This is a genomic window from Castellaniella daejeonensis, assembly GCF_039523555.1.
In the GTDB taxonomy this organism is placed as follows: domain Bacteria; phylum Pseudomonadota; class Gammaproteobacteria; order Burkholderiales; family Burkholderiaceae_B; genus Castellaniella; species Castellaniella daejeonensis.
This window is the reverse complement of record NZ_BAAAFN010000008.1, coordinates 61,060-82,992: the sequence shown is the minus strand read 5'-3', so window position 1 is coordinate 82,992 and position 21,933 is coordinate 61,060. Positions and strand designations below refer to the sequence as shown.

Annotated in this window: 16 protein-coding genes; 7 read left to right on the top strand and 9 right to left on the bottom strand. The window is 66.6% G+C overall.

The features are described from left to right. Positions 1–79 precede the first annotated feature (79 nt). Positions 80–1,075: a LysR family transcriptional regulator gene (locus ABD022_RS05250; protein ID WP_343820337.1), complete on the top strand. Its 996-nt coding sequence runs from the start codon at positions 80–82 to the stop codon at positions 1,073–1,075. Here ABD022_RS05250 and ABD022_RS05245 read toward each other — a convergent pair. After that, positions 1,002–2,363 (bottom strand): aspartate aminotransferase family protein, encoded by a 1,362-nt coding sequence (locus tag ABD022_RS05245; RefSeq protein WP_343820336.1) that lies wholly within the window; start codon positions 2,361–2,363, stop codon positions 1,002–1,004. The genes ABD022_RS05250 and ABD022_RS05245 overlap by 74 nt on opposite strands. Positions 2,364–2,386: 23 nt before the next feature. Continuing rightward, on the bottom strand, positions 2,387–3,874 hold the full coding sequence (gene pdxR / locus ABD022_RS05240) for a MocR-like pyridoxine biosynthesis transcription factor PdxR (RefSeq protein ID WP_325126212.1): 1,488 nt from the start codon (positions 3,872–3,874) through the stop codon (positions 2,387–2,389). Positions 3,875–3,979: 105 nt separating this feature from the next. On the opposite strand from pdxR, the gene gabT reads away from it, so the two are divergent. Genes gabT through ABD022_RS05215 form a run of 5 tightly spaced genes read left to right on the top strand, consistent with a single transcriptional unit; the run spans position 3,980 to position 9,607 of the window. Further along, positions 3,980–5,242 carry a 4-aminobutyrate--2-oxoglutarate transaminase gene (gabT, locus tag ABD022_RS05235; RefSeq protein ID WP_325126210.1) on the top strand — a complete coding sequence of 421 codons (1,263 nt, stop codon included), beginning with the start codon at positions 3,980–3,982 and terminating at the stop codon, positions 5,240–5,242. A gap of 49 nt (positions 5,243–5,291) precedes the next feature. Continuing rightward, positions 5,292–6,383 carry an ABC transporter ATP-binding protein gene (locus ABD022_RS05230; RefSeq protein WP_325126208.1) on the top strand — a complete coding sequence of 364 codons (1,092 nt, stop codon included), beginning with the start codon at positions 5,292–5,294 and terminating at the stop codon, positions 6,381–6,383. A gap of 28 nt (positions 6,384–6,411) precedes the next feature. After that, entirely contained in the window at positions 6,412–7,455 is a 1,044-nt protein-coding gene (locus ABD022_RS05225) for an ABC transporter substrate-binding protein (RefSeq protein ID WP_325126206.1), read from the top strand. A gap of 56 nt (positions 7,456–7,511) precedes the next feature. Continuing rightward, positions 7,512–8,747, top strand: coding sequence for an ABC transporter permease (locus tag ABD022_RS05220; RefSeq protein WP_325126205.1), 1,236 nt, complete (start codon positions 7,512–7,514; stop codon positions 8,745–8,747). 20 nt (positions 8,748–8,767) lie between these two features. Continuing rightward, the gene (locus ABD022_RS05215; protein ID WP_325126204.1) at positions 8,768–9,607 is read left to right on the top strand and encodes an ABC transporter permease; all 840 of its coding nucleotides are present in this window, start codon (positions 8,768–8,770) and stop codon (positions 9,605–9,607) included. A 39-nt stretch (positions 9,608–9,646) separates the two neighbouring features. Here the strand turns inward: ABD022_RS05215 and ABD022_RS05210 are convergent, their stop codons facing one another. The 6 genes from ABD022_RS05210 to ABD022_RS05185 all read right to left on the bottom strand — a co-directional run bounded on the left by ABD022_RS05210 (position 9,647) and on the right by ABD022_RS05185 (position 18,527). Continuing rightward, positions 9,647–10,330 carry a TorF family putative porin gene (locus ABD022_RS05210; RefSeq protein WP_343820334.1) on the bottom strand — a complete coding sequence of 228 codons (684 nt, stop codon included), beginning with the start codon at positions 10,328–10,330 and terminating at the stop codon, positions 9,647–9,649. Positions 10,331–10,389: 59 nt separating this feature from the next. Further along, positions 10,390–11,736 carry a tryptophan--tRNA ligase gene (locus ABD022_RS05205; RefSeq protein WP_325126202.1) on the bottom strand — a complete coding sequence of 449 codons (1,347 nt, stop codon included), beginning with the start codon at positions 11,734–11,736 and terminating at the stop codon, positions 10,390–10,392. A gap of 41 nt (positions 11,737–11,777) precedes the next feature. Next, positions 11,778–12,869: a cell division protein ZapE gene (gene zapE / locus ABD022_RS05200; RefSeq protein ID WP_325126201.1), complete on the bottom strand. Its 1,092-nt coding sequence runs from the start codon at positions 12,867–12,869 to the stop codon at positions 11,778–11,780. Positions 12,870–12,875: 6 nt separating this feature from the next. Next, complete coding sequence (lpdA, locus tag ABD022_RS05195; RefSeq protein WP_325126200.1) at positions 12,876–14,303, bottom strand: dihydrolipoyl dehydrogenase; 1,428 nt, start codon at positions 14,301–14,303, stop codon at positions 12,876–12,878. Between the two features lie 98 nt (positions 14,304–14,401). Continuing rightward, positions 14,402–15,607: a 2-oxoglutarate dehydrogenase complex dihydrolipoyllysine-residue succinyltransferase gene (gene odhB, locus ABD022_RS05190; protein ID WP_325126199.1), complete on the bottom strand. Its 1,206-nt coding sequence runs from the start codon at positions 15,605–15,607 to the stop codon at positions 14,402–14,404. Between the two features lie 40 nt (positions 15,608–15,647). Beyond that, a complete protein-coding gene (locus ABD022_RS05185) occupies positions 15,648–18,527 on the bottom strand; it encodes a 2-oxoglutarate dehydrogenase E1 component (protein WP_325126197.1) in 2,880 nt (959 codons plus the stop codon). A gap of 396 nt (positions 18,528–18,923) precedes the next feature. On the opposite strand from ABD022_RS05185, the gene ABD022_RS05180 reads away from it, so the two are divergent. Continuing rightward, a complete protein-coding gene (locus tag ABD022_RS05180; RefSeq protein ID WP_325126195.1) occupies positions 18,924–21,218 on the top strand; it encodes an NADP-dependent malic enzyme in 2,295 nt (764 codons plus the stop codon). Positions 21,219–21,267: 49 nt separating this feature from the next. Here ABD022_RS05180 and ABD022_RS05175 read toward each other — a convergent pair whose 3' ends face one another. Beyond that, complete coding sequence (locus ABD022_RS05175; RefSeq protein WP_325126194.1) at positions 21,268–21,882, bottom strand: TetR/AcrR family transcriptional regulator; 615 nt, start codon at positions 21,880–21,882, stop codon at positions 21,268–21,270. Positions 21,883–21,933: the final 51 nt, after the last annotated feature.

Genomic DNA, 21,933 nt, shown 5'->3' with positions numbered 1-21,933 from the left:
TCACGCATCCTAACGGGATATCCCATACGGTACAAACGATATAAACTGCTCTATTAGTGATTTTTACTCACTTCTTAGAATGCGCAAACGTTTGCCAAGCACCCAGGCCCTGCAGGCTTTCGAGGCCGCCGCGCGGCACGAAAGCTTCACCCGCGCCGCCCAGGAATTGTCCTTGACCCAGGGTGCGATCTGCCGCCAGATCGCCGGCCTCGAGGCCCTGGTCGGCGTGCCGCTGTTCCAGCGCGCGCGCCGGGGCGTGCGCCTGACCGACGCGGGCGAACGCTACAGCCGGCTGGTGCGCCGGCAGCTGGATGCGCTCGAACGCGACACCCAGGCGATCATGGCCCACCAGGGCGGCGGCGTGCTGGAACTGGCCGTGGTGCCGACCTTCGCCACCCGCTGGCTGCTGCCGCGCCTGACGGCGCTGCGCATCGAACGGCCGGGCCTGCAGGTGAACATGTCCACCCGCACCCATCCCTTCCTGTTCGAAGACACTGAATTCGACGCCGCCATCTATTCGGGCGACCCACGCTGGCCCGGCACCCAGGCCCACTTCCTGATGCGAGAGAACCCCGTGCCTGTCTGCAGCCCCAGGCTGGCACGCGGCCCGCTGGACGCATCCGGCATCGCCGCCCTGCCCCTGCTGCAGCAGAGCACACGCCCCACCGCCTGGCGCGAGTGGTTCGCCTCGGCGGGCGTCGCGGTACCTGCCGCCATGGCGGGCATGCGGCTGGAACTTTTTTCCATGCTGGCCCAGGCGGCCAGCGACGGGCTGGGCGTGGCGCTGATTCCGCCCTTCCTGATCCGCCAGGAACTGGCCCGCGGCGACCTGGCCGTGCTGAACCCGCACAGCGGTCCGGGCCAGCGGGCCTTTCACCTGATCATTCCCGAGCGCAAGGCCTCCCTGCCCTCGCTGATGCACTTCCGCGACTGGCTGGTCGGACAGGCGCGCGGCGACGCCAGCCCGGATGGCGAGGACGTCGACGCAACACCGCCGGGGCTCACAGCTTCTTCGCCGTCTCCTCCAGCGACTGCGCGAAGCGGTCCGCCAGCGTCTCGACCTGCGCCTCGGTGATGATCAGCGGCGGGCAGAAAGCCACGCTGTCCTGGATGCCGCGCAGGATCAGGCCGTTGTCCTGGGCCTGGCGCACCGCCAGGGCACCGGCCTTGCCCGCCGGATCGAAAGGCGCGCGCGATGCCTTGTCGGCCACCAGCTCCACCGCCGCGATCAGCCCCACGCCCCGCACCTCGCCCACCAGGGGATGGTCCGCCAGTTCCCGCAGCCGGCGCTGCAGCACGGCCCCGGCCGCGGAGGCATTGTCCACCAGGCCGCGCTCCTCGATGATGCGGATGTTCTCGAGCGCCACGGCCGCCGCCACCGGATGGCCGCTGGCGGTGTAGCCATGGCCGAAAGTGCCCAGTTCGCCGCTGTGGCGCGTGATCACGGACGCCACGCGCTCGTTCATCAGCACTGCGGCCAGCGGCTGGTACGAGGAGGTCAGCTGCTTGGACAGCGTCATGAAGTCCGCCTCGATGCCGAACAGGTCGGAAGCGAACATCCGCCCCGTGCGGCCGAAACCGGTGATGACCTCGTCGGCGATCACCAGCACGTCGTACTTGCGGCACACCGCCTGCACCTTGGACCAGTAGGTCTCGGGCGGCACGACTACCCCGCCCGCCCCCATGACCGGCTCGCCGATGAAGGCCGCCACCGTCTCGGGCCCTTCGGCCAGGATCAATGCCTCCAGCTCGGCGGCAAGGCGATCCGCGAACGCGGTCTCGGACTCGCCCGGCAGGCCTTCGCGGTACCAGTGCGGGCAGCGTGTGTGCAGGATGCGCGGCAGGGGCAGGTCGAAGCTGCGGTGGTTGCCCGCCAGACCCGTCAGGCTGGCCGAGGCCACCGTCACGCCATGGTAGCCGCGCTGGCGGGCGATGATCTTTTTCTTTTCCGGCCGGCCCAGGGCATTGTTGTAGTACCAGACCATCTTGACGATGGTGTCGTTGGCCTCCGACCCCGAATTGGTGAAGAAGGCCTGGGCCATGCGCCCGCCCGTCAGCCCGATCAGTTTTTCCGCCAGCTCGATCGAAGGCACGTTCGATTTGTGGCTGAAGGTATGGTAGAAGGGCAGGCATTCCATCTGGCGGCGCGCCGCTTCGGCCAGGCGGGGCTCGCTGAAGCCCACGGCCACGCTCCACAGCCCCGCCATGCCCTCGATGTACTCCTTGCCCGCGGTATCGTACACATGGATGCCGCTGCCTCGGGCCATGATGCAGGGCCCCTCCTCGCGATGCCGCTGGGCATTGGTGTAGGCATGCAGCTGATAGGCGACATCGCTGTGCGCCAGATGGTCGGGGGTCGTCATGACGGAGTTCCTTGTTCCGAAAGTCAAAGGTAAGCGCCGATCACACGCGCAAGCGTGTCGAAGGCGGGCCGGATTTCATCGGGCGTCACCCCGGCATAACCCAGCAACAGGCCGGGGCGGGCATTCTCCCGCTCCGTGTAATAAGTGCTCAGGGCGCGTGTGACCACGTTTTCCTGCAGGGCATCGCGCACGACCAGGGTGTCGTCCACGCCGTCGGGCAGCGCCAGGATCAGGTGCAGTCCCGCCTCGCCCCCGACGACGTCCAGCGCATCCCCGAAGTGCCGGCGGATTTCCTCGATCAGGCAATCCCGGCGTTCCGCGTAACGCCGGCGCACGCGGCGGATGTGGGAACTGAGATGCCCCTCGCGGATGAAGTCCGCCAGCACCGCGTGGGTCATCATGTTGCCCTCGCGATAGAGCTCCGCCACCGAATCGGCAAAGGCGCCGGCCAGTGTCTGGGGCACGACCAGGAAGCCGACCCGCAGGCCGGGGCACAGGGTCTTGCTGAAGCTGCCCGCATACAGGACGCGGCCCGCTTCGTCCATGCCCTGCAGGGACGAGAGCGGCCGCGTGTCGTAGCGGAACTCGCTGTCGTAGTCGTCTTCCAGAATCCAGCACGAGAACTGGCGCGCGTAGTCCAGCAGCATGTGCCGCCGCGCCAGGCTCATGACCATGCCCAGCGGATACTGGTGCGACGGCGCCACCACGATCAGCCTGGGCGGGCGGGCCCGTTCGGCCTCGCCCGGCCAGATGCCCTCGTCGTCCACGCGGATCGGCACCAGATTCAGCCCGGAGGACGTCAGCAGGTTGCGCACGCCCCAGTAGGCGGGTTCCTCGATCCAGACGGTGTCGCCCGGATCGCACAGCAGCCGCGCAGCCACGTCGATGCCCTGGTGGATGCCGGTGGTCATCACCACCTGCTGGGCCGTGCTGCGCACGGAGCGCACGCTGCCCAGATAGTCGGAAATCGCCTGCCGCAGCGGGCCGTAGCCCCCGGCCGGGGCATAGCGCATCAGATCCCAGGGACCCGAGCGCCACTGCCGGTTCTGGATGCGGGACCAGGTCTTCAGGGGGAATTCGCGCACGTCCGGGATGCCGGGCATGAAGGCGCCCGCCTGGCGGTTGGAGAAGCCCAGGCCCGATACCAGCCGGCGTCCGCGGTGCGACAGATCGTGCCCGGCTGCGGCAAGCGCGGCGGCCGGGTCGTCCTTGTCGGCGTCGATGGCCGGCTCCAGCAGATCGAGGCGGATGTCTTCGACATAGGTGCCGCGCCCGACCCCCGCATTCACGTAGCCTTCCTCGGCCAGTTGGTCGTAGACCTGCAGGACCGTATTGCGCGCAATGCCCAGCTCGGCCGCCAGGTCGCGCGTCGAAGGCAGGCGCGCACCTGCGGCCAGGCGGCCTTCCAGAATGGCTCTACAGATCAGTCGATACAAGCGATGATAAGCAGGACTATCATCGCTGGGAGCGAAGTGCTGTTGCAACCATTCAGAGAGAATGAATGCTTCCAAATTGGCCCCATTAAATTTACAGAAATGGATCTATTTGACAAACCAAAAGATCAGTATAGTGAAAAAAAAGCGGAGCGGAAACACCCGCCCGGACAGGAGACAAGCATGACGCAACGCAACCAGGACTGGCAGGCCCGCAAGAACGCGGCCGTTCCCGACGGCATCGGCATTGCCTGCGATTTCTACGCCGAACGCGCATCGAACGCCGAGCTGTGGGACGTGGAAGGCCGGCGCTACATCGACTTCGCCGCGGGCATCGCCGTGGCCAATACCGGCCACCGCCATCCCCGCCTCGTCGAGGCGGTCCGGGCGCAGCTGGACGCCTTCACCCACACCGCCTTCCAGGTCGCGCCCTACGGCTCCTACGTGGAACTGGCCGAGCGCATCAACCGCCTGACGCCCGGCGACCACCGCAAGAAGACCGCCTTCTTCACGACCGGCGCCGAAGCCCTGGAAAACGCCGTCAAGATCGCCCGCGCCGCCACCGGACGCACCGGAATCGTGGCTTTTTCCGGCGCGTTCCACGGCCGCACGTTCATGGGCATGGCCCTGACCGGCAAGGTTGCCCCCTACAAGCAGGATTTCGGCCCGCTGCCAGCCGAGGTCTACCACATCCCCTTCCCCAGCCGGCTGGACGGCATCACCGTGCAGGACTCCCTGCGGGCGCTGGACCTGCTGTTCAAGGCCGACATCAGCCCGAACCGGGTGGCGGCCATCGTCATCGAGCCGGTCCAGGGCGAAGGCGGCTTCAACGTCGCTCCGCCCGAACTCCTGCGCGCGCTGCGCGAGCGCTGCGACGCCCATGGCATCCTGCTCATCGTCGACGAGGTCCAGACCGGTTTCGCCCGTACCGGCAGGATGTTCGCCATCGAGCACTCGAACGTGACCCCCGACCTGATCACGATGGCCAAGAGCCTGGCGGGCGGCATGCCCCTGTCCGGCGTCTGCGGCCGTGCCGAACTGATGGACGCCGCACCGCGCGGATCCCTGGGCGGCACCTACGCGGGCAATCCGCTGGCCATCGCCGCCGCTCTGGCGGTGCTGGACGTGATCGACGAAGAAGGGCTGGTTGCGCGCGCCGAATCCCTGGGCCTGCGCCTGCGCCAGGCACTGGCCGGCTTTGCGCACCCGCACATGGCCGATATCCGCGGCCTGGGCTCCATGATCGCCGCCGAATTCCGCCACCCCGACGGCCGGCCCGACCCGGACACCGCCGCCCGCATCCAGCACCGCGCCCTGGAGCGCGGACTGGTCCTGCTCACCTGCGGCGCCTATGGCCAGGTGATCCGGTTCCTCTTCCCCCTGACAATCCCCGATGGCCTGCTGGAGGAAGGTCTGGCTATCCTCAGGGAAGCCATGGCCGCCTGAGGTTTTCGCCGGCTGTATCCCGTCCATCCGCATCCGGAGGTTGCCCCCGATGTCCGCAGTTCCCGCCCCCGAGCCCCTGGTCCGATTCCAGGGTGTCCAGAAGTCCTACGATGGCAGCCATCTGGTCGTCCGCGACCTCAATCTGGACATCCATTCGGGTGAATTCCTGTCCCTGCTCGGCCCTTCCGGGTCGGGCAAGACCACCTGCCTGATGATGCTCGCCGGCTTCGAATCCCCCACCCGGGGAGACATCCTGCTCGAAGGACGCCGCCTGAACGACGTCCCGCCCCACCACCGCAACCTGGGCATGGTGTTCCAGAATTACGCGCTGTTTCCCCACATGACGGTCGAGCGCAACCTGGAATATCCCCTGAAGGTCCGCAAGATGCCCGCCGGGCAACGCGCGCAGCGCATCAAGGAAGCCCTTTCCATGGTGCAGATGCAGGACTTCGCCAAACGCTACCCCGCCCAGCTCTCGGGCGGCCAGCAGCAGCGCATCGCCCTGGCACGCGCCCTGGTCTTCCAGCCCAAGATCGTCCTCATGGACGAACCGCTGGGCGCGCTGGACAAGCAGCTGCGCGAACACATGCAGCTCGAGCTCAAGTCGCTGCACCGGCAGCTGGGCATCACATTCGTCTACGTCACCCACGACCAGAGCGAGGCCCTGACCATGAGCAACCGCATCGCGGTGTTCAACCAGGGCGTCATCCAGCAGGTCTGTGCCGCCGACACGCTGTACGAAACGCCGTGCAACCGCTTCGTGGCCGGCTTCGTGGGCGACAGCAACCAGTTCGAGGGCACCGTGCGCGCCATCGAAGGCGACCTGTGCCTGGTCGACCTGGCGGGCGGCACGCAGCTGCGCGGGCTCAATGTCCAGGGCCTGTCGGCCGGCGCCCCCTGCGTCGTGGCGATGCGCCCGGAACGCATCCTGCCCGCGGGTCCGGACGGCGCCAACGTCTTCCAGGCGCAGGCGGTCGATGAAGTCTACTTCGGCGACCACGTCCGCCTGCGCTGCCGCCTCGACGGCGGCGCCACTTTCTTCGTCAAGATGCCCCTGGCCGCGGACGCCAGGGCGCACGCTCCGGGAGCCCGCATTCCCCTGCGGGTCGACCCCGGGCATGTCCGCGTCTTCCTCCCCTGACCCCACACCAAAACACAGGAGACACATCATGAAAACCCAACCCCTGCTGACGGCCCTGGCGCTCGCTGTTCCCCTGGCCTTCGCCCAGGCGCCGTCCCATGCACGCGACCTGACGGTCGTGAACTTCGGCGGCGCCAACGGCGATGCCCAGAACGCCGCCTTCATCCAGCCCTTCGAGAAAGAAACCGGCAAGAAAGTCATCCCCGTCGCCTACAATGGTGAACAGGCCAAGGTCAAGGCCATGGTCCAGTCCAAGAACGTCGTCTGGGACGCCGTCGAGGTCGAGACCGGCGACCTGGGCCGCGGCTGCGAGGAAGGCCTGTACGAGAACGTCGACTGGAGTTCGATCCTGAACAAGGGCGACCTGGTGCGCGGCGCCCTGAAATACTGTGGCGTGGGCACCTTCGTGTGGTCCACGGTCCTGGCCTACAACGCCGAAACCCTGAAGACGCCACCCACCGGCTGGGCCGACTTCTGGGACGTGAAGAAATTCCCCGGCAAGCGCGGTCTGCGCAAGGGCGCGCACTACAACGTCGAATTCGCCCTGATGGCCGACGGCGTGCCGCCGCAGGACGTCTACAAGGTCCTGGCGACTCCCGAAGGCGTGGACCGCGCCTTCAAGAAGCTCGACGAGATCAAGCCCTACGTCCAGTGGTGGGAAGCGGGCGCGCAGCCGCCGCAGATGCTGAGCGCCGGCGACGTCGTCATGTCCGCGGCCTACAATGGCCGCATCGATGCGGCGCAGCGCGAAGGCCGGCCCCTGAAGGTCGTCTGGAACCAGAGCGTCTATGACTTCGACTACTGGGTGATCCCGGTCGGCTCGCCGAACAAGGACCAGGCCATCGAGTTCATCCGCTATGCCAGTTCGCCCAAGGCGCAGGCCGCCTATTCCCAGCACATCGCCTACGGGCCGATCAGCAAGGAAGCCATCGGCATGCTCAAGCCCGACGTTCTGGCCAACGTGCCCAACTCTCCGGCCAACGCCCGCAACGCCCTGTTCAACGACCTGGAGTTCTGGACCGACCACGGTGAAGAACTCGAACAGCGCTTCACGGCCTGGGCCGCCCGCTGATCAGGCTGGGGCCGGCGCCATGCCGGCCCCCTTCCGACCATCCGAGGAAACCCGCCATGGACACGACCTTCGACGATCCCGCCGCCATCCGGCGTGCGATGCAAGCGGCGCAGCGGCGCAGGACATGGCGCGCGCTCCTGCTGGTCGGACCGCTGGCCCTGTTCCTGCTGGCGGTTTTCGTGATTCCGATCGCCGCCCTGCTGACCCGCGCGGCCGACAACCCCGAAGTCATCGAAACCCTGCCCCGCACCCTGCAGGCCCTGTCCGGCTGGGACGGCAGTTCCGAACCCCCGGACGCTGCTTTCCGCGCGCTGGCACAAGACCTGGAACACGCCAAGAACACCCCCGCCGCGGGCGAACTCGCCCGGCGCCTGAACTATGAAATCTCCGGCTACCGCTCGCTGATCTTCAAGACCCTGCGGCGCATGCCGATCGAAGCGGCCGACGATGCCGATGCCCGCGCCCAGATCACCGCCCTGGACAAGCGCTGGACGGAGCCCGCCTACTGGGCCGTCATCGCAAGCAACGACCGCGCCTGGACACCCTACTACCTGCTGGCCTCGCTCGACCTGAAGCTCGACGCCAATGGCCATGTGGTGGCCGTGCCCCCCAATACCTCGGCATTCCAGGAAATCTTCTCGCGCACTTTCGTCATCAGTCTGGTGGTCACCCTGGTCACTCTCGTGCTGGGCTATCCCCTGGCCTACTGGATCACGCGCCTGCCCAAGCGGCACGCCAACCTGATCCTGATCTGCGTCCTGATTCCTTTCTGGACCTCGGTGCTGGTGCGCATCGCAGCCTGGGTGGTGCTACTGCAGCGCGAAGGCCTGATCAACAGCGCCCTGGGCGGCCTGGGCCTGATCTCGGACCCCCTGCCGCTGCTGTTCAACCGCCTGGGCGTCTACATCGCCATGGTCCACATCCTGCTGCCCTTCATGGTGCTGCCCCTGTACAGCGTCATGCAGTCCGTGCCGCCCAGCTACCAGCGTGCCGCCATTTCCCTGGGCAGCCACCCCTTCGCCGCCTTCTGGCGCGTGTACGTGCCGCAGACCTACCCCGGGATCGCGGCCGGCTCGCTGCTGGTGTTCATCATCGCCATCGGCTACTACATCACGCCCGCCCTGCTGGGCGGCGCCGGCGATCAGATGATCAGCTACTACGTCGCATACTTCACCAACCAGACCATCAACTGGGGCATGGCCAGCGCGCTCGGCCTGATCCTGCTGGCGGCCACCCTGCTGCTCTACGGCCTGTACCGCAGGATCTCCGGCAGGGAACTGGCACTGAACTAGCAACGGCAGGCAAAGAGACCATGTTCAAGACCGAATTACCGCCCTACCTGTCCCCCGGCGAACGCGCCTGGCACTACACGCTGCGCATCCTGTGCGCGTTGATCCTGCTGTTCCTGCTGCTGCCGATCCTGGTGATCGTGCCGCTGTCGTTCAACCAGAGCTCGTTGCTGCTCTATCCGATCCAATCGTTCTCGCTGCGCTGGTACGAGACTCTGTTCCATTCGGACGAATGGGCCCGCGCCACGGCCAACAGCTTCATCATCGCCCCCGCCGCCACCCTGCTGGCCACCGTCCTGGGCACCCTGGCCGCGGCCGGCCTGCACCGGGTCGAATTCCGCGGCAAGGGGTTGCTGATGGCCGTGCTGATCTCGCCGATGATCGTGCCGCTGGTGGTGACCGGCCTGGGCATCTACCTGTTCTTCGCACCCTACGGCCTGGCCAACAGCTATACCGGCCTGATCCTGGCCCTGGCCGCGATCGGCGCGCCCTTCGTGGTCACCACCGTGTCGGCGACGCTGCAGGGCTTCGACCCCAATCTGCTGCGCGCCAGCTACAGCCTGGGCGCGGGCCCCGTGCAGACTTTCTTCCGGGTGACGCTGCCCATCATCGCCCCGGGCGTCATCGCGGGCGCCCTGTTCGCCTTCGCCACGGCCTTCGACGAAATCGTCATCACGCTGTTCCTGGCGGGGCCCGAGCAGGTCACCCTGCCGCGCCAGATGTTCACCGGCATCCGCGAGAACATCAGTCCGGTGATCGCCGCCGTGGCGACCATCCTGATCCTGTTCTCGACCGCCCTGCTGCTGGCCCTGGAATGGCTGCGCGGCCGTGTCGAGGCCAAGACCGTCCGGCTGGATGGCTGAACGGTCCGGCCGGTACCCGGGCGGCCTGGGCGGCGCCCCCTAGAAGCGGGCGCCCGCCCCCACGACGAAGCGCGGATCGCGCGAACCGTCGTTCACGTCGTGCCGGCGGTTGGCCCCCACGACCGCGCTCGACAGCGTCACGTGCTTGCCCAGCGCGTAGTCCAGGCCGACGCTGTAGTCGAACTTGTTGCGCAGGCTGGTCGCATCGTAGGTCTGGTATCCGGCGCCCAGGGTCACGTCCAGCCTGTCCATCAGCGGATGGGCATAGTCGACGCGATAGTACATATCGTTCTTGTTGACGTCCTGGCGCATCCCGCGATAGACCTTGAGCCCGAGCCGCCGGTATTGCAGGCCCGCGTAGACCTCGCCCGAATTGCTCGAGCCTTCGCCGGGATAGAAATAATGGATGTAGCCGGCGTCGATGCCCAGGTTCCTGGACAGCTGCGTCCGGTAGCCGCCCTTGGCATCCACTTCCAGGTCGGCGTTGCCGAAGCGGCCCGTCGAATTCCAGTTACCCACGTAGAAACCACTATCGAAGGTATAGTCCACCCCGCCCTGGATGGCCGGGCGCACCGACTCGTTGCGCCCGTCCTGGTCAACACCCCGGTCCTTGTACAGGGACACGGCCCCCAGATTGAAATCCGCCGACCCCGCGAGGGAAGACAAGGGGGCAGCCAAGGCCGAAGCCGCCAGCGCGGCGGCGAGCAACACACGCATGTTCATTTGAAGCACATCCTATCGATCAGACAGACGAAATTCGATATGTGCGGCCAGCGCAGGCTTCAGATCTGGGCCAGGGCTTCCTGGACCGCCGCGAGCCGGTCGGCAGGGACGCGCGCCCAGCACAGGCCCGCATCCTCCAGGGAGACCAGGCCGCCGCCGTCCGCGGCCAGGCCCGACAGGTCGCGGCCGGCAAAGGAACGGCCCAGGCGGTTCAGGGCCTTGGGATCGTCGAAGGGTTCCGACAGCAGCAGCTCGGCGCCATCGGCACCGAACAGGCGCTGGCGGAAACGGCCGTCATCGCCCCGGAAGGACACGACCCTGGCACGGCCGGCGCGCCCGGCGCCGGACGCCGGACTGGTGCGCGCTGCGCCGGCGCCCGTCCCGGCCGACATGCGCAGGCCCACGGCCTCGCGCAGGCGGGCCATCATGGGAGTGGCAATGCGCCGGGCCTTGGCTGCGCCGGCCTGCAGGATCTCTTCGATCCTTTCCGGATGCGCCATCAGTTCCGCATAGCGCTCGCGCATCGGGCCGATCTGGTCCTCGATCCGCTCGCACAGCGCCTGCTTGGCCTCGCCCCAGCCCAGGCCGCCTTCCAGGGCGGCGCGGAAATCCGCCGCCTGTGCCGGCGTGGCGAAAGCCTGGTACAGCGTATACAGGTGCGACCCCTCGGCATCCTTGGGTTCGCCCGGCAGGCGCGAATCCGTGACGATCCGCGCCACGGCCGATTTCAACGCCTTCGCGCCACCCTCGAACAGGGGGATGGTGTTGTCGTAGCTCTTGGACATCTTGCGCCCGTCCAGGCCCGGCAGCGTGGCGACGGCCTCGTCGATCTGCACTTCCGGCAGCACGAACAGGTCTTCGCCCCGGCCGTACAGGTGGTTGAAACGCTGGGCGATGTCGCGCGCCATTTCCAGGTGCTGGATCTGGTCGCGCCCCACCGGGACACGGTGGGCATTGAACATCAGGATGTCGGCGGCCATCAGCACCGGATAGGAAAACAGCCCCATGGTGACGCCGTCGTCCGGCTCGACGCCCTTGGCGACATTGGCGTCGACCGAAGCCTTGTAGGCATGGGCGCGGTTCATCAGGCCCTTGGCCGTGACGCAATTCAGCATCCAGCACAGTTCCGGAATCTCGGGAACGTCCGACTGGCGATAGAAAGTGGTCCGGTCAGTGTCGAGGCCGGCGGCAACCCAGGTTGCCGCGATCTCCAGCCGCGAACGCGCGATGCGCGCCGGATCGTCGCACTTGATCAGTGCATGGTAATCGGCCAGGAAGAAGAAGGCGTCCACGCCCGGCTCGGCACTGGCCTGGATCGCCGGGCGGATGGCGCCGGCGTAATTGCCCAGGTGGGGGGTGCCCGACGTGGTGATGCCTGTCAGGACGCGGGTGACGGATGTGCTCATGGGGTTTCCGGAGGGAAGTGCCGGGCGGCCGGGGCGTGTCCCTACAGGACGACCGAGGCCCGGCGCGTTTCGGCCAGGTATTCGCGCGACTGCATTTCCATCAGGCGCGACACGGTGCGGGAAAATTCGTTCGACATCGGGCCTTGAGTATATAGCTCATCGGCCGGGCATTGGGCCGACAGGATCAGCTTGACCTTGTGGTCGTACAGCACGTCCACCAGCCAGGTGAAGCGGCGCGCCTCGGACGCCTGGCGCGGACTCATGCGCGGCACGTCGGACACGATCACGGTCTGGAACCGGTCGGCCAGGTCCAGGTAGTCGTTCTGCGAGCGCGGCGTGCCGCACAGCGCCATGAAATCGAACCAGACCACGGTGCCGGCCAGTGCCACCGCACGGATCTCGCGGTTCTCGATGGTCAGGACCGGTTTCTGTTCGGCGGTGTCGGCCAGGCGATCGAAGGCCGAGCGCAGCTCGTCGTGGGTCGCGGCCACGATGGGCGTGATGTAGGTTCTCAGCTGCGACAGGGTGCGGCGCCGGTAGTCCACGCCGGCATCCACGTTCATCACGTCCATCCTTTCCTGGATCAGGGCGATGGCCGGCAGGATGCGGTCGCGGTGCAGGCCGTCGGGATAGAGCGTGGACGGCTCGTAGTTCGAGGTCATGACGAAGGACGTGCCATGTTCGAACAGGCGCAGCAGCAGCCGGTACAGGATCATGGCGTCCGCCACGTCCGATACGTGGAACTCGTCGAAGCAGATCAGGCGGTAGCGCGCCGCGATCTTGCGCGCCACGTGGTCCAGCGGATCGGCCTCGCCGCTGACGGCGCGGATTTCTCGGTGCACCCCGCGCATGAACTCATGGAAATGCAGGCGCACCTTGCGCTTGACGGGCACGGTCAGGTAGAACGCGTCCATCAGGAAGCTCTTGCCGCGTCCGACGCCGCCCCACAGGTAGACCCCGCGCGGCACGGCCGGGCGCAGGAACAGCTTCTTCAGGCCATTCGAGCGCTGGCGCTTGAATTCGATCCAGTCGTCATAGTACCGCTGCAGGCGCACGACCGCTGCGCGCTGGGCTTCGTCAGCGACGAAGCCCCGCTCGCGCAGGGCCTGCGCGTAATACGCGCTGACATCCATCGATGACTACAGGTTCAGCGTGCGCTTGTCGACGGCCAGGGCGGCTTCCTTGACGGCTTCGGAGAGGGTCGGGTGCGCATGGCAGATGCGCGCGATGTCCTCGGCGGCGCCGCGGAATTCCATGATGGTCACGGCTTCGGCGATCAGTTCGGAGGCCATCGGCCCGACGATGTGCACCCCCAGGACTTCGTCCGTCTTGGCGTCGGCCAGGATCTTGACGAAACCGGTGGTGTCGCCCAGCGCACGGGCGCGGCCGTTGGCCATGAAGGGGAAGCTGCCCGCCTTGTAGTCGCGGCCCTCGGCCTTCAGCGCCTGCTCGGACTTGCCGACCCAGGCGACTTCGGGCGAGGTGTAGATGACCCAGGGGATCGTGTCGAAATTGACGTGCCCGTGCTGGCCGGCGATGCGCTCGGCCACCGCCACGCCCTCTTCTTCGGCCTTGTGCGCCAGCATCGGGCCGCGCACCACGTCGCCCACCGCCCAGACGTTGGGCAGGTTGGTGCGGCAGTCCTCGTCGACGGCCACGAAGCCGCGCTCGTCCAGCTTCAGACCCACCACATCGGCGCCCAGGCCCTGCGTGTTGGGCACGCGGCCGATGGATACGATGAGGTGGTCGGCCGTCAGCTTCTGCTCGGCGCCGGCCGCATCCGTGTACTGCACGTTGACGCCCTTGGCCGAGGTCTTGACTTCGCCGATGCGCACGCCGGTCTGGATGTTCAGGCCCTGCTTGACGAGCGCCTTCTGGGCTTCCTTGGCCACATCGCGGTCGACCGCGCCGAGGAAGTCGGGCATGGCTTCAAGGACGGTCACCTCGGCGCCCAGGCGGCGCCACACGCTGCCCATTTCCAGGCCGATGACGCCCGCACCGATGATGCCGAGCTTCTTGGGCACCGCGGGAATCCGCAGGGCGCCGTCGTTCGAGAGGATCCGATCTTCATCGAAAGGCGCGCCGGGCAGCTCGCGCGCGCTGGAGCCGGTGGCGACGATCACGTGGCGGCCTTCCAGGTCTTCCTCGGTCTTGCCGGAGACCTTGACCGACCAGCCGAAATCGGTCTTGGCGGCCAGCGAGCCGGTGCCGTGGAAGAAGGACACCTTGTTCTTCTTGAACAGGAACAGGATGCCTTCGTTGTTCTGCTTGACCACCGTGTCCTTGCGGCCGATCAGCTTGGCCAGGTCCAGGCTGACGTCCTTGGCCGAGATGCCGTGATCGGCGAAATGATGGTTCAGTTGCTCGTAGTGCTCGGACGATTGCAGCAGGGCCTTGGACGGAATGCAGCCGACGTTGGTGCAGGTGCCGCCTGGCGCGGGCTTGCCGGCCGGGCTGGTCCAGGCGTCCACGCAGGCCACGGCCAGGCCCAGCTGGGCGGCGCGGATGGCGGCGATATAGCCGCCGGGACCGGCGCCGATCACGATCACATCGAATTGTTTTGCCATGATGAGTCCTCGAATGAATGCGCGGGCGGCGCGTCATGCGCACGCCCGCCAGGCGCGCCCGGAACGGGCGCGCGCGGGGGTTTTTGCCGGGTCCGGGATCAGACGCCCAGCAGCAGGCGCTGCGGGTCTTCCAGGGCTTCCTTCATGGCGACCAGGGCCAGGACGGCCTCGCGGCCATCGATGATGCGGTGGTCGTAGGACAGCGCCAGGTAATTGATCGGACGGATCACGATCTGGCCGTTCTCGACGACCGGACGTTCCTTGGTGGCATGGATGCCGAGGATGGCCGACTGGGGCGGGTTGATGATCGGGGTCGAGAGCATCGAACCGAACACGCCGCCGTTGGAAATCGAGAAGGTGCCGCCGGTGAGTTCGTCCAGGCTCAGCTTGCCCGCCTGGGCGCGCTGGCCGAAATCGGCGATCTGCTTCTCGATTTCAGCGATGCTGAGCTGGTCGGCATTGCGCAGGATGGGCACCACCAGGCCGCGCGGGCTGCCCACGGCGATGCCGATGTCGAAGTAGCCGTGGTAGATGATGTCCTTGCCGTCGACCGAGGCATTGACGATCGGGTAGCGCTTGAGCGCCGCCACGGCGGCCTTCACGAAGAAGGACATGAAGCCGAGCTTGACGCCGTGTTCCTTCTCGAAGGAATCCTTGTACTTCTTGCGCAGATCGATGACCGCCTGCATGTTGACCTCGTTGAAGGTCGTCAGGATGGCGTTTTCCGTCTGGGACTGGATCAGGCGCTCGGCCACGCGGGCGCGCAGGCGGCTCATGGGCACGCGCTGCTCGGGGCGGCCGTCCAGGCTGACCGGCACCGGGGCGGCCGGCGCAGCGGACGCGGCGGGCGCCTGCGTGGCGTTCAGGGCGTCGCCCTTGGTCACGCGGCCGCCGCGGCCCGTGCCTTCGACCGTGGCGGGATCGATGCCCTTTTCCGACAGGATCTTGCCGGCGGCCGGCGAGGCCACCGAAGACTTGGCCGCGGGCTTGGCGGCTTCGGCGGCGGGCACCGGTGCGGGCGCGGGCGCCGCGGCGGGCGCAGGCGCCGGTGCGGCGGCCTTGGCTTCGGTGTCGATGCGGGCAAGGACTTCGCCCGAGGTGACGGTGCTGCCGTCGCCCTTGACGATTTCCGAGAGCACGCCCGAGACCGGGGCCGGCACTTCCAGCACGACCTTGTCGGTTTCGACCTCGATCAGGATCTCGTCGGCCTGCACGGCTTCGCCGGGTTGCTTCTTCCAGTTGAGCAGGGTGGCTTCCGACACGGATTCGGAAAGCTGCGGGACGAGGACTTCGGTAATGGCCATGATGATTCTTCCGTTTTGTCTGTATTTGAGGGAGGTCGGATTACTTGATCAGCGAGAAGCTCTTCAGCTTGGGCGAGAACGCCTGCTCGATCAGTGCCCGCTGCTGTTCCTGGTGCTTGGCCAGGTAGCCGACCGCAGGCGAAGCCGAGGCCGGGCGGCCGGCGTAGCCGAGCTTCTGGCCGTCGCTCATGTTCTCGTACAGGTGATGCTGCACGTAGAACCACGGCCCCTGGTTCTGCGGCTCGTCCTGCACCCAGACCAGTTCCTTGGCGTTGGGGTATTTCTGCAGTTCGGCCTGGAAGGACTTGTGGGCGAAGGGGTAGAGCTGTTCGATGCGCAGGATGGCCACGTCCTTGCGGCCCTGCTCATCGCGTGCGTGGACCAGATCGTAGTAGACCTTGCCGGAGCACACCTGCACGCGCTTCACCTCGGACGGGACGATGTCCGCGCTGGTTTCGCCGATCACGGGCTGGAAGGTGCCGGTGGCCAGGTCTTCCAGGGGCGAAGTGGCGTTCTTGTTGCGCAGCAGCGACTTGGGCGTGAACAGGATCAGCGGCTTGCGGAAGGGCCGGATCATCTGGCGGCGCAGCACGTGGAAGATCTGCGCGCCGGTGGTCGGCTGCACGGCCTGGATGTTGTTGTCCGCGCACAGCTGCAGGAAACGCTCGATGCGCGCCGACGAGTGCTCGGGGCCCTGGCCTTCGTAGCCGTGCGGCAGCATCAGCACCAGGCCGCACTGGCGGCCCCACTTGGCCTCGCCCGACGTGATGAACTGGTCGATCACGACCTGGGCGCCGTTGGCGAAGTCGCCGAACTGGGCTTCCCAGATGGTGAGCACATTGGGTTCGGCGGTGGCATAGCCGTATTCGAAGCCCAGCACCGCGGCCTCGGACAGCACCGAGTCGATCACCGTGAACGGCGCCTGGCTCTCGGAGACGTTCTGCAGCGGCACATAGGTGCCGTCATTCCAGCGCTCGCGATTCTGGTCGTGCAGCACGGCATGGCGGTGGGTGAAGGTGCCGCGCCCCGAGTCCTGCCCGGTGATGCGGATGGCGTAGCCGTTGGCCACCAGGGTGGCGAAGGCCAGATGCTCGCCCATGCCCCAGTCCACCGGGTGCTCGCCGCGCGCCATGGCCAGGCGGTCGGCCAGCAGTTTCTTGACCAGCGGGTGCACGGTGAAGCCTTCGGGCACCTGGGTGAGCTTTTCGCCGATGCGGGTCAGCTCGGCCAGGGGAACCCCGGTGTCGGCGTGATCCGTCCATTTGGCGCCCAGGAACTGGGACCAGTCGGTGGCGTACTTGTTCTTGTAGTCGGTCAGGACCGGTTCGACGGTGTGCTGGCCGTCTTCCATCAGCTGGCGGTAGTCCTTGACCATCTGGTCGGGTTCGTCCTCGGCCAGCACGCCCTGGGCGATCAGGCGATCGGCATAGAGCTTGCGCGTGCCGGGGTGCTTGCCGATGCTCTTGTACATCAGCGGCTGGGTCAGGGACGGCGTGTCCTGTTCGTTGTGGCCCAGCTTGCGGAAGCAGACGATGTCGACGACCACGTCATGCTTGAACTGCTGGCGGTAGTCCAGCGCCAGGCGGGTGACGAAGACGACGGCTTCGGGATCGTCGCCGTTGACGTGGAAGACCGGGGCTTCGATCATCTTGACCACGTCGGTGCAGTACAGCGTGGAACGCGTATCGCGCGGGTCCGAGGTCGTGAAACCGATCTGGTTGTTGATGACGATGTGCAGCGTTCCGCCCGTGCCGTAGCCGCGCGTCTGGGCCAGGTTCAGGGTTTCCATCACCACGCCCTGGCCGGCAAAGGCCGCGTCGCCATGCACCAGCACCGGAAGGACCTGGTCGCCGTCCTCGTCGCCGCGGCGGTCCTGGCGGGCGCGCACGCTGCCTTCGACCACCGGGTTGACGATTTCCAGGTGCGAGGGATTGAAGGCCAGCGACAGGTGGACCGGACCGCCGCGCGTGGACAGGTCGCTGGAGAAACCGTTGTGGTACTTGACGTCGCCGTCGCTCAGCGCCTGGACGTGCTTGCCTTCGAATTCGGCAAACAGGTCGCCGGGCATCTTGCCCATGATGTTGACCAGCATGTTCAGGCGGCCGCGGTGGGCCATGCCCACGACGATTTCCTGGACGCCGTTCTCGCCGGCATGGTTCACGACTTCGTCCATCGCGGCGATGAAGCTTTCGCCGCCTTCCAGGGAGAAGCGCTTCTGGCCGACGTACTTGGTGTGCAGGAAGCGTTCCAGGCCTTCGGCCTCGGTCACCTGGCGCAGGATGTTGCGCTTTTCGTCCACGGAGAGCTCGGGCACGCCCAGCGTGGATTCCAGGCGCTCCTGGATCCAGCGCTTGACCGCCGGATCGGAGATGTGCATGAATTCGGCGCCGATGTTGCGGCAGTAGGTGTCACGCAGGGCCTTGAGGATGTCCCGCATGGTCATCGTGTCGGCCTTGGTGAAATACGTGTTCGTGGCCGAATAGATCTGGTCGAGGTCGGCCTCGGACAGACCGTAGGAAGCGGGATCCAGTTCCGGGATTTCCGGACGGTCGCGGCGCTTCAGGGGGTCGAGGTGGGCGACGCGCGAACCCAGCGAGCGGTAGGCGGCGATGATGGACTGGACATAGACCTGCTTGCTGGCGATCGCCAGGGCCTGGTCGGAAGCCTGCGCGGGACGGATCTGGAAGGTGTTTTCGCGTGCGCGCTGGGCGAAGGAGGCGACGATCGGGGCATGGGCCTGGTCGCGCGTGGCTTCACGGCCATCGACGGCAGGCTGGTGCTGCAACTGATCGAAATAGGAGCGCCACTGGTCTGGAACGGAACCCGGGTTGTCCAGGTAGGCTTCGTAGAGGTCTTCTACATAGGGCGCATTGGCGCCGAACAAATAGGAGTTGGACTGGAGTTCTTGTTCCGTAGACATTGTGCGCTTCACCTGACGGGTGCTTCACCCGGACGATGCAGATTGAGAAACCTTCCGCGACTCGGCCAGACCGATGGGCGGATAGCAGGGGCAGAAGGCAGTGGTACGACGCCTTGCATAAGCCGTATTAAGGGCAAAGTATACCCGCCCCGCAGCGCGGGTTTAAACTGATCGGCCGAAAACGCCCATTCCAGGCCGATTTTCGCCCGACCGGCGTTGGGATTAACAAACACTTGGGGGAAATTCCACCACGCCGCGCCGCCTCCGGGCGGCATGCCGCCCGATCCCCTGGGTGCATTCCGCCTTCGGGCGGCCCGTCGGCAAAATCGTCTGGAATCATTTTTTTCGGCGATACGAATACAACCGAATTTCTACGCAGCAGGAGCACAGGCAGCCATGGACCTGAAAGACGATCGCGCCAAGTTGGCGCTCGATTACCACGAATTTCCCACCCCCGGAAAGATATCCGTGGTCCCGACCAAGCCGCTGGCCAACCAGGACGACCTGAGCCTGGCCTATTCCCCGGGCGTGGCGGCCGCCAGCATGACCATCCACGCCGAGGGCGAAGCCGCCGCTGCCCGGTATACCTCGCGCGCCAATCTGGTGGGGGTGGTGACCAACGGCACGGCCGTGCTCGGCCTGGGCAACATCGGCCCCCTGGCCGCCAAGCCCGTCATGGAAGGCAAGGGCTGCCTGTTCAAGAAATTCGCCGGCATCGACGTCTTCGACATCGAGCTGAACGAGCACGACCCGGACAAGCTGGTCGACATCATCGCCGCGCTGGAGCCCACGCTGGGCGGGGTCAACCTCGAAGACATCAAGGCGCCGGAATGCTTCTACATCGAGAAGAAGCTGCGCGAGCGCATGAAGATCCCCGTCTTCCACGACGACCAGCACGGCACCGCCATCATTTCCTCGGCCGCCGTCCTGAACGGCCTGAAGGTCGTGGGCAAGGACATCGGCCAGGTCAAGCTCGTGTGCTCGGGCGCCGGCGCCGCCGCCATCGCCTGCCTGGACCTGATCGTCAAGCTCGGCGTCCCCCGGAAGAACATTTTCGTGGTCGATTCCCGCGGCGTGATCTGGGAAGGCCGCGACGAGAAGATGGAGGCCAACAAGGCCCGCTACGCGCAGAAGACCGACGCCCGCACCCTGGCCGACGTCTGCAAGGGCGCCGATGTCTTCCTGGGCTGCTCGGCCCCGGGCGTGCTGACCCAGGACATGGTGCGCTCCATGGCCGACCGCCCGCTGATCCTTGCCCTGGCCAACCCCGATCCCGAAATCCGCCCGGAAGACGCCAAGGCCGCCCGGCCCGACTGCATCATCGCCACCGGCCGGTCCGACTACCCGAACCAGGTCAACAACGTACTGTGCTTTCCCTTCATCTTCCGCGGCGCGATGGACTGCGGCGCCACCGTCATCAACGAGGAGATGAAGCTCGCCTGCGTCAAGGCCATCGCCGAACTGGCGCAGGCCGAAAGCAGCGCCGAAGTCGCCGGCGCCTACGCCGACCAGGACCTGTCCTTCGGGCCGGAATACATCATTCCCAAGCCCTTCGACCCGCGCCTGATCGTCAAGATCGCGCCGGCGGTCGCCGAAGCTGCCGCGGCCTCCGGCGTGGCGCGGCGGCCCATCGAGGACCTGGACGCCTACCGGCAGTCGCTCATGAGCATCGTCTACCACTCCGGCCAGTTGATGCGCCCGCTGTTCCGCCAGGCCAAGGCCGCCCCCAAGCGGGTGATCTACGCCGACGGCGAGGATGAGCGCGTGCTGCGCGCCGCACAGACCGTGCTCGACGAGCAGATCGCCCGTCCCATCCTGGTGGGCCGCCCGGCGGTGATCGACATGCGCATCCGCAAGTTCGGCCTGCGCCTGGTGCCGGGGCAGAACATCGAGATCGTCAACCCGGAAGACGACAGCCGCTTCAACGAGACCTGGAGCGCCTACTACAAGCTGCGTGGCCGCGAAGGGGTGACGCCCGACATCGCCAAGGCGATGGTGCGCAAGCACAATTCGCTGATCGGCGTCATGCTGCTGCAGCGTGGCGACGCGGACGCCATGATCTGCGGCGTCGCCAGCCGCTTCGACAACCAGCTGAAGTACGTGCAGGAAGTCATCGGCCTGAAGCCGACCGCCCGCACCTACGCGGCCATGAACGTGCTGATGCTGCCGACGCAGACGCTGTTCATCTGCGACACCCACGTCAACGAGGATCCCAGCGCGGAACAGATCGCGGACATGACGATCCTGGCCGCCGAGGAAGTCCGCCGCTTCGGCATCGTGCCCAAGGTCGCCCTGCTCTCGCACTCGAACTTCGGCAGCCGCCCCTCGGCATCTTCGCGCAAGATGGCCGAGGCCCGCAGCCTGATCGCGCAGCGCGCGCCCGAACTGGAAGTGGACGGCGAGATGCATGCGGACTCGGCCCTGTCCGAGTCCATCCGCGTCAAGGCCTATCCCGACACCACGCTGAAGGGGCCGGCCAACCTGCTGATCACCCCCAACCTGGACGCCGGCAACATCACCTACAACATGCTGAAGATGACCGGCAGCCACGGCGTGGCGATGGGTCCGGTGCTGCTGGGTGCGGCACGTCCCGTGCACATCCTGACGACCAGCTCCACGGTGCGCCGCATCGTCAACATGACGGCCCTGGCGGTGGTGGATGCCCAGCAGGAGGCGGGCGAAACGGCCTGATCGACACGCACTGCCCCCAACGACCGGCTGCCGGATGGCAGCCGGTTTTTTATGTCGGTTCGAGCCCGGCGTCCGGATGCTCGTTAGCCGCCGGCCTCGACCCCAGCGAGCCAAGAATTGCCGCGCGACAGACCTCCAGGATCTCCTCGGCCAGCGGCGAGTCGTCCGGACAGGCCCGTGACATGACGATGGCTCCGACGGCCTGAACCAGCATGGCGAGTGCCCGGATGCGCGCCTGCTCCGGGCTGCCGCTGCGCGAAAGGGTACTGTCGCGAACCAGGATCTCCAGCAGCTTTTCGATTCCCGCTTCGAATGCGGTGCGGACGGCTTCAGGCTGTCGCGTGGCATCGCCGCCCAGAGCGGCCAGCGTGCAGCCGATGTCGCGGGCATCGCGGTGCGCACGAGATACATAACGCTGAAAGAAGCCGGCCGCGTCCATGTCTGCCGTCTGCGCTGCGGTCTGCTGAATGCCGCACGCAGCTGCTTCTTCCATCAGTTGCGCCTTGGATGCGAAATGCTTGTAGAAGCCCCCATGGGTGAAGCCTGCAGCGGCCATCAGGTCGGCAATGCCCACACCGTCGTAGCCACGCTCGCGAAACAGCCTGGATGCGGTCTCGACGATGCGCTCGCGGTTGGCCTGTGCCTGCGCTTTGGTGACTTTCATACTCGAGGCCCTTTGAACTCATGGTGGGGGAATGAACCATCATACTTTGAT

What these genes read in the sequence shown, in the direction of transcription:
- ABD022_RS05175 (WP_325126194.1), bottom strand. Translation starts at nt 21,882, where the DNA reads ATGAAAGTCACCAAAGCGCAGGCACAGGCCAACCGCGAGCGCATCGTC.
- ABD022_RS05185 (WP_325126197.1), bottom strand. Translation starts at nt 18,527, where the DNA reads ATGTCTACGGAACAAGAACTCCAGTCCAACTCCTATTTGTTCGGCGCC.
- lpdA (WP_325126200.1), bottom strand. Translation starts at nt 14,303, where the DNA reads ATGGCAAAACAATTCGATGTGATCGTGATCGGCGCCGGTCCCGGCGGC.
- ABD022_RS05225 (WP_325126206.1), top strand. Translation starts at nt 6,412, where the DNA reads ATGAAAACCCAACCCCTGCTGACGGCCCTGGCGCTCGCTGTTCCCCTG.
- ABD022_RS05205 (WP_325126202.1), bottom strand. Translation starts at nt 11,736, where the DNA reads ATGAGCACATCCGTCACCCGCGTCCTGACAGGCATCACCACGTCGGGC.
- gabT (WP_325126210.1), top strand. Translation starts at nt 3,980, where the DNA reads ATGACGCAACGCAACCAGGACTGGCAGGCCCGCAAGAACGCGGCCGTT.
- ABD022_RS05220 (WP_325126205.1), top strand. Translation starts at nt 7,512, where the DNA reads ATGGACACGACCTTCGACGATCCCGCCGCCATCCGGCGTGCGATGCAA.
- ABD022_RS05245 (WP_343820336.1), bottom strand. Translation starts at nt 2,363, where the DNA reads ATGACGACCCCCGACCATCTGGCGCACAGCGATGTCGCCTATCAGCTG.
- zapE (WP_325126201.1), bottom strand. Translation starts at nt 12,869, where the DNA reads ATGGATGTCAGCGCGTATTACGCGCAGGCCCTGCGCGAGCGGGGCTTC.
- ABD022_RS05215 (WP_325126204.1), top strand. Translation starts at nt 8,768, where the DNA reads ATGTTCAAGACCGAATTACCGCCCTACCTGTCCCCCGGCGAACGCGCC.
- ABD022_RS05230 (WP_325126208.1), top strand. Translation starts at nt 5,292, where the DNA reads ATGTCCGCAGTTCCCGCCCCCGAGCCCCTGGTCCGATTCCAGGGTGTC.
- ABD022_RS05210 (WP_343820334.1), bottom strand. Translation starts at nt 10,330, where the DNA reads ATGAACATGCGTGTGTTGCTCGCCGCCGCGCTGGCGGCTTCGGCCTTG.
- ABD022_RS05250 (WP_343820337.1), top strand. Translation starts at nt 80, where the DNA reads ATGCGCAAACGTTTGCCAAGCACCCAGGCCCTGCAGGCTTTCGAGGCC.
- odhB (WP_325126199.1), bottom strand. Translation starts at nt 15,607, where the DNA reads ATGGCCATTACCGAAGTCCTCGTCCCGCAGCTTTCCGAATCCGTGTCG.
- ABD022_RS05180 (WP_325126195.1), top strand. Translation starts at nt 18,924, where the DNA reads ATGGACCTGAAAGACGATCGCGCCAAGTTGGCGCTCGATTACCACGAA.